This window comes from Photobacterium sp. GB-36 (genome assembly GCF_003026135.1).
In the GTDB taxonomy this organism is placed as follows: Bacteria; Pseudomonadota; Gammaproteobacteria; order Enterobacterales; family Vibrionaceae; genus Photobacterium.
The window spans coordinates 48039-61534 of record NZ_PYNY01000003.1; the positions used below are offsets into that span (position 1 = coordinate 48039).

General features: G+C 39.5%; 15 protein-coding genes and 1 riboswitch. Of the genes, 6 read left to right on the top strand and 9 right to left on the bottom strand.

Translation table 11 applies throughout. The annotated features are described in order from the left end of the window. Together hisF and hisIE are read left to right on the top strand one after the other, a co-directional pair. Positions 1-774 (top strand): imidazole glycerol phosphate synthase subunit HisF, encoded by a 774-nt coding sequence (gene hisF / locus C9J46_RS03530; RefSeq protein ID WP_005370612.1) that lies wholly within the window; start codon positions 1-3, stop codon positions 772-774. Further along, complete coding sequence (gene hisIE, locus C9J46_RS03535) at positions 771-1394, top strand: bifunctional phosphoribosyl-AMP cyclohydrolase/phosphoribosyl-ATP diphosphatase HisIE (protein ID WP_107205601.1); 624 nt, start codon at positions 771-773, stop codon at positions 1392-1394. The genes hisF and hisIE overlap by 4 nt, the downstream gene beginning before the upstream one ends. Positions 1395-1507: 113 nt before the next feature. Here hisIE and C9J46_RS03540 read toward each other — a convergent pair whose 3' ends face one another. Continuing rightward, entirely contained in the window at positions 1508-2086 is a 579-nt protein-coding gene (locus C9J46_RS03540; RefSeq protein WP_005370610.1) for a thymidine kinase, read from the bottom strand. A gap of 162 nt (positions 2087-2248) precedes the next feature. Then, complete coding sequence (locus C9J46_RS03545) at positions 2249-3847, bottom strand: Na+/H+ antiporter NhaC family protein (protein WP_107259407.1); 1599 nt, start codon at positions 3845-3847, stop codon at positions 2249-2251. A gap of 86 nt (positions 3848-3933) precedes the next feature. Then, positions 3934-4114: riboswitch (Lysine riboswitch) on the bottom strand. A gap of 361 nt (positions 4115-4475) precedes the next feature. Between C9J46_RS03545 and C9J46_RS03550 the strand changes: the two genes are divergently transcribed. Continuing rightward, positions 4476-4871 carry an H-NS family nucleoid-associated regulatory protein gene (locus tag C9J46_RS03550; RefSeq protein WP_045183993.1) on the top strand — a complete coding sequence of 132 codons (396 nt, stop codon included), beginning with the start codon at positions 4476-4478 and terminating at the stop codon, positions 4869-4871. Positions 4872-5105: 234 nt separating this feature from the next. Here the strand turns inward: C9J46_RS03550 and C9J46_RS03555 are convergent, their stop codons facing one another. Both C9J46_RS03555 and C9J46_RS03560 read right to left on the bottom strand, forming a co-directional pair. Further along, entirely contained in the window at positions 5106-6074 is a 969-nt protein-coding gene (locus C9J46_RS03555) for a lytic transglycosylase domain-containing protein (RefSeq protein ID WP_045082690.1), read from the bottom strand. Positions 6075-6081: 7 nt separating this feature from the next. Then, positions 6082-6360 (bottom strand): YcgL domain-containing protein, encoded by a 279-nt coding sequence (locus C9J46_RS03560; RefSeq protein ID WP_005370601.1) that lies wholly within the window; start codon positions 6358-6360, stop codon positions 6082-6084. A gap of 221 nt (positions 6361-6581) precedes the next feature. Between C9J46_RS03560 and minC the strand changes: the two genes are divergently transcribed. From minC to minE, 3 genes are read left to right on the top strand one after another with little or no spacing between them, the layout of a single operon-like run. Continuing rightward, complete coding sequence (minC, locus tag C9J46_RS03565; RefSeq protein ID WP_107205598.1) at positions 6582-7286, top strand: septum site-determining protein MinC; 705 nt, start codon at positions 6582-6584, stop codon at positions 7284-7286. 24 nt (positions 7287-7310) lie between these two features. Beyond that, on the top strand, positions 7311-8123 hold the full coding sequence (gene minD / locus C9J46_RS03570; RefSeq protein ID WP_107205597.1) for a septum site-determining protein MinD: 813 nt from the start codon (positions 7311-7313) through the stop codon (positions 8121-8123). 6 nt (positions 8124-8129) lie between these two features. Then, positions 8130-8393 (top strand): cell division topological specificity factor MinE, encoded by a 264-nt coding sequence (minE, locus tag C9J46_RS03575; protein ID WP_005370595.1) that lies wholly within the window; start codon positions 8130-8132, stop codon positions 8391-8393. Between the two features lie 52 nt (positions 8394-8445). Here the strand turns inward: minE and rnd are convergent, their stop codons facing one another. The 5 genes from rnd to C9J46_RS03600 all read right to left on the bottom strand — a co-directional run bounded on the left by rnd (position 8446) and on the right by C9J46_RS03600 (position 13453). Then, entirely contained in the window at positions 8446-9573 is a 1128-nt protein-coding gene (rnd, locus tag C9J46_RS03580; protein ID WP_107259405.1) for a ribonuclease D, read from the bottom strand. A 163-nt stretch (positions 9574-9736) separates the two neighbouring features. Further along, positions 9737-11419 carry a long-chain-fatty-acid--CoA ligase FadD gene (gene fadD / locus C9J46_RS03585; RefSeq protein WP_105060617.1) on the bottom strand — a complete coding sequence of 561 codons (1683 nt, stop codon included), beginning with the start codon at positions 11417-11419 and terminating at the stop codon, positions 9737-9739. Positions 11420-11593: 174 nt separating this feature from the next. Further along, positions 11594-12472 (bottom strand): alpha/beta fold hydrolase, encoded by an 879-nt coding sequence (locus C9J46_RS03590; protein WP_107245572.1) that lies wholly within the window; start codon positions 12470-12472, stop codon positions 11594-11596. Positions 12473-12475: 3 nt separating this feature from the next. Continuing rightward, positions 12476-13042 (bottom strand): Slp family lipoprotein, encoded by a 567-nt coding sequence (locus tag C9J46_RS03595; RefSeq protein ID WP_107259403.1) that lies wholly within the window; start codon positions 13040-13042, stop codon positions 12476-12478. Between the two features lie 117 nt (positions 13043-13159). Continuing rightward, positions 13160-13453, bottom strand: coding sequence for a hypothetical protein (locus C9J46_RS03600; protein ID WP_107205593.1), 294 nt, complete (start codon positions 13451-13453; stop codon positions 13160-13162). Positions 13454-13496: the final 43 nt, after the last annotated feature.

Consider the following 13496-nt stretch of genomic DNA (forward strand, 5'->3'; position numbering starts at 1 on the left):
ATGTTAGCTAAACGTATTATTCCTTGTTTAGACGTACGTGATGGTCAAGTTGTAAAAGGTGTCCAATTTCGTAACCACGAAATCATTGGCGACATTGTACCACTGGCAAAACGTTACGCTGAAGAAGGCGCAGATGAATTGGTTTTCTACGATATTACCGCATCAAGTGACGGTCGTGTTGTTGATAAAAGCTGGGTATCTCGCGTTGCAGAAGTGATTGATATTCCATTCTGTGTCGCAGGTGGGATTAAATCTGCTGACGATGCGAGCCGTATTCTTCAATTTGGTGCAGATAAAGTCTCTATCAATTCACCAGCGCTGGCAGATCCAACATTAATCACCACATTGGCGGATAAGTTCGGTGTGCAATGTATCGTTGTCGGTATTGATTCCTATTTTGACGCTGAAACAGGTCAATATCAGGTATACCAATTTACTGGTGATGAAAAGCGTACCAAAGCTACCCAATGGCAAACACGTGATTGGGTTGAAGAAGTTCAACGTCGTGGCGCGGGTGAAATCGTACTGAACATGATGAACCAAGATGGCGTACGTAATGGTTACGACTTAGAGCAACTCAACATGGTACGCAGTGTATGTGACGTGCCTTTAATTGCTTCTGGTGGTGCGGGTGAAATGCAGCACTTTAGCGATGCCTTTAAGCTTGCGAATGTAGACGGCGCCTTAGCTGCCTCTGTTTTCCATAAACAAATCATCAACATTGGTGAGTTAAAGCAATTTCTGAAAACGCAAAATGTGGAGATCCGACTATGAGTTTATTAACCAAAATCAATTGGGAAAAAGTAGCCGGACTGATCCCTGCTATTGTTCAAGATAATGCCAGTGGTCAAGTGCTAATGCTTGGCTACATGAACGAAGATGCGCTTCAAAAGACACTTGATACTAAACAAGTCACTTTCTGGTCTCGCACCAAAGAGCGCCTGTGGACGAAAGGTGAAACATCAGGCAATGTACTGCAACTTAAAAGTATTCAGCTTGATTGTGACCAAGACACCTTATTAGTACACGTCGATCCAATTGGTCCAACGTGCCACTTAAACACGACCACCTGTTTTGATTCTGATGAAAGTGATGCTCAGCCACCGTCACTGGTTTTCCTTCATCAACTTGAGCAGCTCTTGGCGAGTCGTAAAGGTGCAGATCCTGAGTCTTCCTACACAGCTAGCCTCTACGCCCGTGGCACCAAGCGTATATCGCAAAAAGTGGGCGAAGAAGGTGTTGAAGTCGCGCTTGCGGCAACGTCGGGTGACAAAGCGGAATTAGTATGTGAATCAGCGGATTTGATCTATCACCTGCTTGTACTACTTCAAGATCAAGGTTTATCACTGTCAGATGTGACGAATAAACTGCAAGAGCGTCATAATAAGAAATAATTCAATCGTCAGTTACGATGAAAAAGCCAGCCAAATAAGCTGGCTTTTTGTTTCGCAATAATTACGTATTACTGGATAAGATAAAGAGGACTATCCCTATTATCATTAAATAATTAACGACCTAATGCCTCTTTATAATGTAATCGACATACTGATACGTAACGTGCGTTGCCACCAATTTCAACTTGTTCACCATCAGCAATAGCACGACCGGTTTCATCTTGACGGATCACCATGTTTGCTTTGCGACCACAGTGACAAATTGTTTTTAATTCAACTAACTTATCCGCCCACGATAATAAGTAACGACTCCCTTCAAAAAGTTCACCTAAGAAGTCTGTACGTAAGCCGTAACATAAAACCGGAATATCGAGTTTATCGACCACTTCCGTTAATTGATACACCTGCGCTTTAGATAAGAACTGGCATTCATCAATTAATACGCAATCAATTTTACCTTTATCTGATAACGCTTTTAATCGTTCGAATAAATCATCTTCTGCATTAAATAACTCAGCCTCTTCTTCTAAACCAATACGAGAGCTGACTTTACCCACACCAAAGCGATCATCAATCGCAGCAGTAAAAATAACGGGGGTCATTCCTCTTTCGCGATAATTAAACGAGGATTGCAATAATGTGGTCGATTTCCCTGCATTCATTGCAGAGTAATAGAAATACATTTGGGCCATGAGGATTCCCTAGTAATACGATTGGTTTAAAAAAACTGCGCCGATGCTACAGAAATTCACTCACAATGAAAAGTGATAGACTTAACAAGTACACATTAGTTACAAAAAAGCCCATACTCTTTTTCATGAAAAGTGTATGGGCTTAAAAGAACAGAGATAAAATCAGCTTTTTACTGTTGGGACATAAGTACGCCGTGATAACCAAGCAAACAACACACAAACCATAATAAAAGTAATTATAGCCGCGATGAAGGCTACGGGTAATGAGTCAGTCATACCTAGCACAAGGAAGCCAATAGTAGAAACAAAGGCGACAGAAACTGCGTAAGGAAGTTGCGTTGCGACATGATCAATATGATGGCAACGTGCCCCCGTTGAAGACAATATTGTAGTATCTGAAATCGGTGAACAGTGATCACCAAATACAGAGCCTGCTAATACTCCCGCTAGCATTGGTAACATCAAGGTAATATCGGTTGCCCCAGCTAAATCACCAGCTATAGGTAACATAATGCCAAACGTGCCCCACGACGTACCTGTAGAAAATGCCATCACGCCTGATAATAAAAATAAGATCATCGGTAATAACATAGGGTTAATATTCCCTTGTACAAGGGTTGATAAATATTGACCCGTTTTCATATCACCAATAACGCTACCAATACTCCACGCGAATAATAAAATTAAAATCGCACCAAACATGGATTTAGCACCAATCCATAATGTGCGAATAACTTCATTAAATGCAATACGCTGGCGAATGACTGGAATAATCGCAGCAACTAAGCCAAATAAACCACCAAGACAAAGTGACTTACCGACATCAGTATTTTCAAACGCACCTAGCAGAGCAAAAGATTTACCATCTGCTGCTAATGCTTGATAGCCTGTAAAAATCATAAAAAAGAACGTGGCAAATATTAAAATAACAATCGGCCAAATTAAATCGCCAACTTTACCTTTCGTACTTTCAACAATTTCTAATTCGTCAGTTAAATCTTTTGCTTGTTCATCAACATCACCGCCTTCATCAAAACCACGGCCATGCATTGCTGCCATCTCATGTTTTTTCATTGGTCCAATATCCCATTGGAACCAAGACACAACAAAAACCATAGCTAAAGCAAAAATAGCATAGAAGTTCATTGGCGCTAGCGTTAAAAAGGCACTTAAAGGTGTATATTCTGTTACTCCATGCGTAACTAAAATACCGCCAATTAACGTAATTATATACGCACCCCAACTCGATGCCGGCATTAGAACGCACATTGGAGCGGCTGTTGAATCCAATATATAAGCCAATTTAGAACGAGATACATAATAGCGATCCGTTACGGGACGAGCGATAGAACCCACCGCTAAACTATTAAAGTAATCATCAACAAAAATAAACACACCTAAAAAAGCAGCAAGCAGTTTCGCGCCCCTTTTTGTTTTAATTTTTGTTTGTGCCCATGCAGCGAATGCACGAGTACCACCAGACAATGTTAACAATGCTGTCGTCATGCCTAATATAATGAGGAATAAAACAATACTCATATTCCAGGTATTAATACCACCATCAGATATGAATAAGTTTTGTATAGTGCCTCCTAAATAAGAAGCTGAATGGTTAAATGAAAAGTCATTTAAGTAAAGTGCTCCTAATACGATACCCGCACCAAGAGAAACTAACACACGCCGAGAAAGTATCGCTAACCCTAACGCAACAATAGGAGGAATAATGGATACTAATGAATGGGAGTAATCTACTAAATTCATGATCTCAAAGACAACCGAATTAGGTTGGAGATCTACTGGATAACATGGCGGTTAACCATATTTGAAGAACGTCTTGGCTCTTCTCTTTTCACAGTAGCGCTCCATAGTGAATATGATTATATACTATGGCAGTGTTGCACTTATTCAATACAACCCCAGAAAAAGGATTTGACGTCACTCTTACTTCGGCATTAGCTCCTTTCATTAACCGTCATTGGTTTCACCCTCTTGTTAATTACTATTAGATAACGCGCCTCTACCTTACATCAAGGTTGCGATTATTCTACGTAATGTTTCATTATTTGCAACAACATCACATGAAACATTTAACAACAGAACAAATAACATTGCTTTATAAATATAATCTTATCTAAGTATAGCTTCACCCATTAAATATTATGAACCTACGAGCAGATATGTTTCATTTTGTAACCATTTAAACATCTATTAAGCATAAATCCGATATTCGTATTTTTATAAAAATACGAATATCGGATTTATTAACAATTAACAATAAAGAATGTTTAAAGTGTTTTGACATAATGAATAAAAGCATTACTATTGTAATAAATGATTCGACACTGCTATTATTATTTACAGTTAGTTAAAAATAACAGGAAATATAAAAATGTCTGATGCAATGAAAGCACTTTTAAACCTTCGTAGTCTTCGTGCACTTTCTCGTGAATATACTTTAGAGCAACTAGAAGAAGCTTTAGAGAAATTAACTACCGTTGTTCAAGAACGTGCTGAAGCTGAAGAAGAAGAACAAGCAAAAGAAAATGAGCGTAATGAAAAACTAGCTCAATACCGTGAAATGCTATTAGCTGATGGTATCGACCCTGAAGAATTGTTAGCAAGCCTTTCAAAAGCACCAAAAGCAAAACGTGCTGCACGTCCAGCTAAATATAAATTCATCGATGAAAACGGTGAAGAAAAAACGTGGACAGGCCAAGGCCGTACACCAAGCGCGCTTAAGCAAGCACTTGAAAATGGTAAATCTTTAGAAGAATTTGAAATCTAATTTCATTTCCTACCATATATTTAGAAAGCTCAACTTAGTTGGGCTTTTTTTATACTGTCATGAACCAAGAATTATAGACATCAATCTAAACAACGCTGTTTTCGAATTGCTTAAAGATATGTCTAGGCAAATATTTATTCGCTTTTAAATATAGAAAACACATATCAAAATAAAAAGCCAGGCAGTAGTGCCTGACTTTCAATACAGATAACCTTTTATTATTGGTTATAGCTATTAGATACGATCAGCAAGATGGCTGACAGCTAAAGCAAAATAATGAGAACGATTCCATTTCATTAATGTTTGGTAATTACCATAAACAAGGTAAGCACGCCCATGTTCGTCATCAGGTTGAATTAACCATGCATCAATGTCTTCTTTGGGTAAATTCCCACCACTCATAGTACGAACACCGAGTGTTTGCCATTGTGCTAGTGTTTTGGTTTTTTCTACACCCGTACCTTTTAAATCGGCCGATAATGATGATGGGATCTTAACTTGACGTCCCCAAGTATATTTATCATTCCAACCTGATTTTTTTAGGTAATTCGCTGCAGATGCAAAAACATCCGCTTTAGTATTCCAAATATCAGCTTTACCATCATTATTACCATCAACCGCAAAGGTTAAATAAGATGTTGGCATAAATTGGCATTGACCCATCGCCCCTGCCCATGATCCTTTCATCTCATCAATCGTAATATGTCCTTCTTGAAGGATTTGTAATGCCGCCATCACTTGTTTACGAAATAAAGCTTCACGACGACCTTCATAAGCCAACGTGGTTAATGCTTCAACAACATGGTAATTACCTTGTAATTTACCAAAGTTACTTTCAACTCCCCACAACGCAACAATAAAACGTGGCTGTACGCCGTATTCTTTACCTATCCGATCTAATGTTGTTTTATTCTCTTGATATAAACGACGTGCTTGTTTTACTTTCCAGTCAGGTACAGCGCGTGGAATATATTGATCTAATGTTAACTTTTTCTCAGGTTGGTTTTTATCTGCCTTTACTGCACGATGAGTAAATGTAATGCCTTTAAAAGCTGAATCGAGAATAGGCTCAGAAATACCATTACTACGCGCTTCTGCTTTTAATTTATTTATATATGCGTTAAACCCTTCATCAGCAGCAAAAGCTGTTGAGGAAATCCCTAGTCCTAAGGCCACAACGGCCGATATAAAACGCTTATGCATAATAACCTTAATTAGCTCTGCCGGCTTTCTCGGCTTTATATTGATCCAATAAATTTGTTACTGGCGGTGGAACTTGAAGATAGAAACCAACGGTCTTTAATGCTTCTTTTACTTTTTCAACATCGGCCAAGGCTAACTTTCTCCCTTCTAACTTTATCACCATAACAAATTGCGGTTTACCAAATGTATTCATTAATACTTCAGGCACATCGGAGAAATCATCTTTCTTATTTACATATAAATATGTGTTATCTTTTTTTAAGCTTTTATAGATTGCACACAACATTTCAATTCACCTATTTGTTAAAGCTTATTCTTTCAGACAGCTATTTTAACGTATCATTCCCCGTTGGTTTATTTTTCCCCCTACAGGATGAGACTTTTGTCTGAATTTCCCATGTCAAAGCAAGGATAACTTGCCCCTAACTGCTCGGGAATATACCATGCTAGTACCTTTGTGATAATCAACAAGAATGGTTAATTTAAACATTAACCATAATAAATACCATGACCAAGACGACTGAACTTAAAGGGAGCTCATTTACGCTCTCTGCGCTTCATTTAATTGATGGTGATATCAAAAAAGCGACCGATCACCTAAAAGAAAAAATTGAACTCGCACCTAATTTCTTTGCATCAGCTCCCGTTGTTATCGATATCTCTAATGCAGGCAAAGATATTAATTTTGAGCAATTAAAACGAGCAATTGTCGACGCGGGCATGATCCCTGTAGGTATCAGCGGTTGTAAAGAACAAGCGTTACAAAATCAAGCAAAATCTGCTGGATTTGCTATTATGAATGCCGCACGCACGGTGAAAGAAAAAACAACAGTAGAATCTACTGAAGCTGAGCCATCTTCTCAGCCAGTTCAAGGCCGAGAGTCTGCACTTATCATTCGCACTCCTGTTCGTTCTGGTCAACAGATTTATGCTAAAAATCGTGACCTTGTCATTCTCAACCATGTGAGTGCGGGCGCTGAAATTATTGCTGATGGTTGCATTCATATTTACGGTACGTTACGTGGTCGAGCATTAGCTGGAGCCAACGGAGACCTAGAAGCGACAATTTTCTGTCAGAACTTGCAATCTGAACTAATTTCAGTTGCAGGAAACTACTGGCTAAGTGATAACATTCAGGATGAGTTCTGGGGCAAGGGTGTTGTAATTTCAATTACTGATAATACGCTTAGCATCGAGCACCTTGCTTTATAAAAGTTTTAATAAGGAATTTAGTAAATGGCACGAATTATCGTTGTTACTTCAGGTAAAGGCGGCGTTGGTAAAACAACCTCAAGCGCAGCCATTGCATCTGGTCTAGCATTATGCGGTAAAAAAACGGCGGTTATCGATTTTGATATTGGTCTACGTAACCTTGATCTCATTATGGGTTGTGAGCGACGTGTCGTTTATGACTTTGTAAACGTTATCAACGGCGAAGCAAATCTGAACCAAGCATTAATTAAAGATAAGCGTGTTGATAACCTTTTTGTTTTACCTGCATCTCAGACTCGTGATAAAGACGCACTCTCTCGTGAAGGCGTTGAGCGTGTTTTAAATGACTTGGATAAAATGAATTTTGATTTCATTATCTGTGATTCTCCAGCAGGTATTGAAACTGGTGCTTTAATGGCACTTTACTTTGCTGATGAAGCGATTGTAACAACGAATCCTGAAGTCTCTTCTGTTCGCGACTCTGATCGTATTTTAGGTATTCTAGATTCTAAGTCTCGCCGAGCAGAAGATGGTAAAGACGCAGTTAAACAACACTTACTACTAACACGCTATAACCCGACACGTGTAACGCAAGGTGAAATGCTAAGCGTTCAAGATGTTGAAGAAATTTTACACATCCCTCTTTTAGGTGTTATTCCTGAAAGCCAAGCTGTGCTAAACGCATCTAACAAGGGTGAGCCCGTTATTTTCGATAAAGAATCTGATGCTGGCATTGCTTATGAAGATACAGTAGCACGCTTATTGGGTGAGGAACGCCCATTTAAATTCTTAGAGGAAGAGAAGAAAGGCTTCCTAAAACGCTTATTTGGAGGCTAACTTTATATGGCACTGCTCGAGTTTTTCCGCCCGAAAAAGACGAAAACAGCGAATGTAGCAAAGGAAAGGTTACAGATTATTGTCGCTGAACGTCGTAGTGCTGGACAACCGGCTCCAGCCTACCTACCCCAGCTAAAACAAGATATTTTAGATGTGATCAGTAAGTACGTTCAAATCGACCCAAATCAAGTGTCTGTGAACCTTGATCATAAAGAGGAAGATTTATCCGTACTCGAACTTAACGTGACGTTACCTGACGAAGAACGTTAATACAGAAAAACCCGCAGATGGCGGGTTTTTTCTTTTAGGACGTAGTAATCAATTAGGCTTTTTCGTCTAATAACTTTAATACACGTTGCTCAAATAAATCACGACGCCAGTTTTTCAACATTTCAGGACGTTTTTCATCTTGACGCTGATACTTCCATGCCCAAGATAATACTTGGTGGATCTGCTTTTTAGAAGCTAAGAACTCAGGCGCTAAACCGGTCTCTTTTTCAACATCTGTTACTACGTCTTTGATGGATTTTACCATCTGCTTATAATGTGGGAAATCAACCAAACGCTCTATTTTCGCGGGATAATCTTGCGCTGCAATACGATCGCAATCATGCACCATTTTCAATAAACGGTTACCGTGACGTTGGATCTCCATTGGCTCAAAATCTGCTTTCTCAAGCTCAGCTCGTGATTTAATATTAAAACGCGCTAATTTCCATAAATGTAATTCTTTGACAATGAAGTTTAATGCGATATCCCGTTTCTGCGCTTCACGTACTCGCCAAGCTGCAACTTTTTGCAAAACAGCAAGTTGCTGTGGGTTTAACTGCCATGCGTTTTTAATATCAAGATACGCTTTTTCTGGATCAACGGGCTTAATACGGCGGTGTATTACAGATAGGCATTCTTGCTGTAATGCTTCCATATAGCCCCGTTCTTCAACCTTAGCTAATAAACTTTCAAACAACGGTTTTAAGTAATAAACATCGGCAGCGGCATAATCGAGTTGTTTTGCCGTTAATGGACGTGCAAGCCAATTGGTACGCGCTTCGCCTTTATCAAGCTCAACACCAACGTATTCTTTCACTAATGCACCAAAGCCCGTTGAAATACCTTGTCCAAGGAAAGCTGCCATTAACTGAGTATCAAACATTGGTGTTGGTAAACAACCGGCATGATGCTGAAATACTTCTAGATCTTCACCACAGGCGTGAAGCACTTTCATCACCGATTGATCACGTAACAATGCCCACAATGGCTCCATGTCTTCCACTTCTAATGGATCAATTAACGATAACTGCTCACCATCGAATAATTGAATCAAACCTAAACGCGGGTATAGCGTACGAGTACGGACAAATTCCGTATCAAGCATAACGGCAGTGTGCGTTCTGGCTGAGTCACAACGCTGTTGTAATTGCTCGGTTGTTGTAATTATCTCGAAGTTCACATGATACCTTTTCGGTGCGGGGCTAAATCATTAACCTTTTTGTAAATTATATTAAGAAAAATGCCGACGTAATGTCGGCATCTATAATATCGCGCAATAGTATGTAATAACACTTTTCAGCAAAAACTGATGGGCTTTTTTACATATTTATTATCGCAAACACTTATTGTTGTGCTTTTTTATCAGACTCTTCACGCAATACGCGACGTAGAATCTTACCTACATTGGTTTTTGGCAAGTCATCCATAAATTCAACAATTTTAGGTATCTTATAACCTGTTAAATGTTGACGACAATGCGCTATCAATTCATCTTTTGTGAGGCTCTGATCGCGTTTCACCACACATATCTTAACCACTTCTCCAGACACTTCATGAGCCTGGCCGATCGCTGCGACTTCAAGCACTTTGTCATGTAGCGCTACAACATCTTCGATTTCATTAGGATAAACGTTAAAACCTGACACTAAGATCATATCTTTCTTACGATCGACAATATGCAAAAAGCCTTCATCATCAAATTTAACGATATCACCCGTCGATAGCCAACCATCTTCTGTTAATACTTCTTTAGTGGCTTCAGGACGCTGCCAGTAACCTTTCATGACTTGAGGACCACGAACTTGTAATTCACCGACTTCGTCGATACCCACAATATTACCTTCATCATCAACCATACGCACTTCAGTTGAAGGGACAGGCAGGCCAATTGAACCGTTATATTGCGTCAAATCATAAGGGTATGCTGCAACCAGTGGTGAACACTCGGTTAAACCGTACCCTTCTAATAAGTAATTACCGGTGATTTTCTGCCACTTTTCAGCAACAGCACGTTGCACCGCCATACCGCCGCCAACAGAAAGACGTAGATTACTAAAATCGAGCTCTTGGAAATCTTCATTGTTGATCAGCGCATTAAATAAGGTGTTCACACCTGTAATTGCTGTAAATTGATAACGTTGAAGCTCTTTGACAAAAGTGGGAATATCACGTGGATTCGTGATCAGTAAGTTCTGACCGCCCATTTCCATTAATAATAAGCAGTTTACTGTCAATGCAAATACATGATAAAGCGGTAAAGCGGTAACAATGAGCTCACGCCCCTCTGTTAGCACAGGACCATATGCACCTTTCGCCTGCATGACATTAGACACCATATTATGATGCGTTAATATTGCACCCTTAGCGACGCCTGTTGTACCACCTGTATATTGAAGAAATGCCATGTCATCGCCAGTAATAAATGGCTTAACATACTGCATACGACGGCCTTTACGCAGTGCGATACGCATTGAAGTCGCATGCGGCAAATGGTACTTAGGCACCATTTTCTTAATGTACTTAACAACAAAGTTAACCAAAGTACCTTTTGGACGAGACAATTGGTCGCCAAGGCTGGTTAAAATTACATTTTTAACACCTGTATTTTTAACAACAGCTTCAAGGGTATGAGCAAAGTTAGACACGATAACAATGGCTTTTGCACCAGAGTCATTTAATTGGTGCTCTAACTCACGTGGGGTGTATAACGGGTTGACGTTAACCACAACACAACCTGCACGTAAAATACCGAATAGCGCGATAGGATATTGCAGTAAGTTTGGCATCATTACAGCAACACGGTCACCTTTTTGTAGCTTCAATTCATTTTGAAGGTAAGCTGCAAAGGCACGGCTACGCTCTTCCAATTTACGGAAGGTCATAACTTGTCCCATGTTAATGAAAGCAGTTTGATCAGCATATTTACGTACTGATTGTTCAAACATATCAACTAATGATGAATATGCATCCGGATTAATTTCTGCCGGTACATCATTCGGATAGCGGCTAAGCCAAACCTTATCCACTCGCATTCTCCTTATTATTAGACTGCTTTAATACCTATACAGGAATACAGGTAAATACTGTACGTATAAATCAAACAGGCGTTTACATTCAAGTACAGTATACTTAACTTATAATTAACATCTTGCCAAATTAACTGAGTAGAAACTTTGAAGCTACTCATTGAAAAGCGAAGATTAATCTCTCTCGAGGGAAATAAAAGCCCTAATACAATTCGATACTGTATCTGGCTGTTCTAAATGGCAATGATGCCCCCCGTCAATCACTACCTGTGAAAACTGTTGAAGCTTGTATTTATCCTGCGGATCATCACGCAGTTGAGGAAATCCATGACTTCCGACAATCGAATAAATGGGTGCTTCTATTGACGACATAATTGCTTGTGCTTGTTGTTGTGTCATCCGGTAGAGTGATTCACAACGCAGGCGATGGTCATGTCGCCAGTACCACAGCCCATTACGCTTAACCGTTGCTCGCTTCACAACAGGCTCTAAACATGCCATGGGTAAATCATTAACGTTGGCACGTAATTGTAAAGCTTCAGTAAAAGAGCTCATTGCTCTTGCTTTACGACGTTCACTACTTTTACGGTATTGCTGTCGACTTTTAATCCCACGCTTTAACCGCTCAACCGTTTGTTCGGCCTCTTCCACTAATGGCGACAAGCCTTCAATTAATACCAACTTATCTATTGATTGAGGATAAGCTGCGCTATAACAACTGGCAATAATCGCCCCTAATGAGTGGCCAACAAGACACACGCGAGTGGTGGGGAGCTGTGTAATGACTTGGTGTAAATCATCAATATAATCGAAAAAGTGATAATAGTTATCCCCACTTCGAGATTGTGATAAACCATGTCCAGGCAAATCAATGGCAACAAGATTAAAATCGTCCTCTAGTCGTGACCAAAGTGATGAAAACGTCGCAGCATTATCTTGCCAACCATGAATAAATAACAATACGGGTTTGTTATTCTCTAACGGCGACGATAATGAGAAATTGGTCAGTCCCGCTAATTCTAATTCAGCCAGCTTAAATGTTGTTACTTCCATGACTTACATTATCACTCTATCAACCACGCGCCCTTGAATGCCAAACGGTGACATAAAGTAATCATCGCCCCAAAATCCACAGTTAATGCCAATACAACGATTAAATCGCATTGGTGTTTCCATTTGAATTTGCTGCTGTACTTGCCAAATTTGCTCACCTGAAGCATTTACCACAGGAAAAGTATAATCGTACTCTCCAACTTTACCTTTTTGCATTTCAGTATATTGCCCGACAACTGTCAGTAAACGTCCTTTGGCATACTCGATAGGATCAAGAAAACCAGGTACATTCGCAATAAATCTACCTTGGGGTTTACTGTTCAATATTGGTCTACCGTCAGAGGTTAACGGCAATGCGACTATTTCAACGCGTGTTTGCTTTGCTTCATTTTTAATTGAAGCAATAATGCCACCTAACCTTACTTCCTGATGTTGCATTACAGTAGGATGCTCTGTGATAACGCGTAAATCCGTGATAGGATTTTTCGTTTTGGTCTGCAAGCTGGCTGGAACACTGGCGCAGCCTACCATAAAGATTAATATCAGCCCAAGAAATAGCGTGCGAAACATATAAAACCTCAACATAACTGTTCAATATTACAGCAAAAGTAATTATTTAGGCATAGTCTACGGACACGTTAAATTAACGTGATAACGATGAGAATAATAAGGAAAGTATTCGTTGGTTTAAACAACCATATTGATACCGATAAGATCGGAAAGTTGTTCTTTTCTATCATGCAGCATGACATCCATATACATAGATAATGCTTTCTGATGTTTACCATCAGGGCGATCATACTGTAATTGACGATATTCTTGACTCGCCCACTCTGCGTGTTGTGTTGTCGATAACGATGATAAAACAGACGTTGATGAAACCGTATCACTTGAAGTGCTCGCTTTCGTACTAGAGGTCTGTGAGGTTGAACTAAATGGTTTTGATGGTAATGATATAACACCATGATTGATAGTAACCATAATCTCCTCTCATCATCCATTTAAAAAATTAGGATAAAGAAAA

What these genes read in the sequence shown, in the direction of transcription:
- hisF (WP_005370612.1), top strand. Translation starts at nt 1, where the DNA reads ATGTTAGCTAAACGTATTATTCCTTGTTTAGACGTACGTGATGGTCAA.
- hisIE (WP_107205601.1), top strand. Translation starts at nt 771, where the DNA reads ATGAGTTTATTAACCAAAATCAATTGGGAAAAAGTAGCCGGACTGATC.
- C9J46_RS03540 (WP_005370610.1), bottom strand. Translation starts at nt 2,086, where the DNA reads ATGGCCCAAATGTATTTCTATTACTCTGCAATGAATGCAGGGAAATCG.
- C9J46_RS03545 (WP_107259407.1), bottom strand. Translation starts at nt 3,847, where the DNA reads ATGAATTTAGTAGATTACTCCCATTCATTAGTATCCATTATTCCTCCT.
- C9J46_RS03550 (WP_045183993.1), top strand. Translation starts at nt 4,476, where the DNA reads ATGTCTGATGCAATGAAAGCACTTTTAAACCTTCGTAGTCTTCGTGCA.
- C9J46_RS03555 (WP_045082690.1), bottom strand. Translation starts at nt 6,074, where the DNA reads ATGCATAAGCGTTTTATATCGGCCGTTGTGGCCTTAGGACTAGGGATT.
- C9J46_RS03560 (WP_005370601.1), bottom strand. Translation starts at nt 6,360, where the DNA reads ATGTTGTGTGCAATCTATAAAAGCTTAAAAAAAGATAACACATATTTA.
- minC (WP_107205598.1), top strand. Translation starts at nt 6,582, where the DNA reads ATGACCAAGACGACTGAACTTAAAGGGAGCTCATTTACGCTCTCTGCG.
- minD (WP_107205597.1), top strand. Translation starts at nt 7,311, where the DNA reads ATGGCACGAATTATCGTTGTTACTTCAGGTAAAGGCGGCGTTGGTAAA.
- minE (WP_005370595.1), top strand. Translation starts at nt 8,130, where the DNA reads ATGGCACTGCTCGAGTTTTTCCGCCCGAAAAAGACGAAAACAGCGAAT.
- C9J46_RS03590 (WP_107245572.1), bottom strand. Translation starts at nt 12,472, where the DNA reads ATGGAAGTAACAACATTTAAGCTGGCTGAATTAGAATTAGCGGGACTG.
- C9J46_RS03595 (WP_107259403.1), bottom strand. Translation starts at nt 13,042, where the DNA reads ATGTTTCGCACGCTATTTCTTGGGCTGATATTAATCTTTATGGTAGGC.
- C9J46_RS03600 (WP_107205593.1), bottom strand. Translation starts at nt 13,453, where the DNA reads ATGGTTACTATCAATCATGGTGTTATATCATTACCATCAAAACCATTT.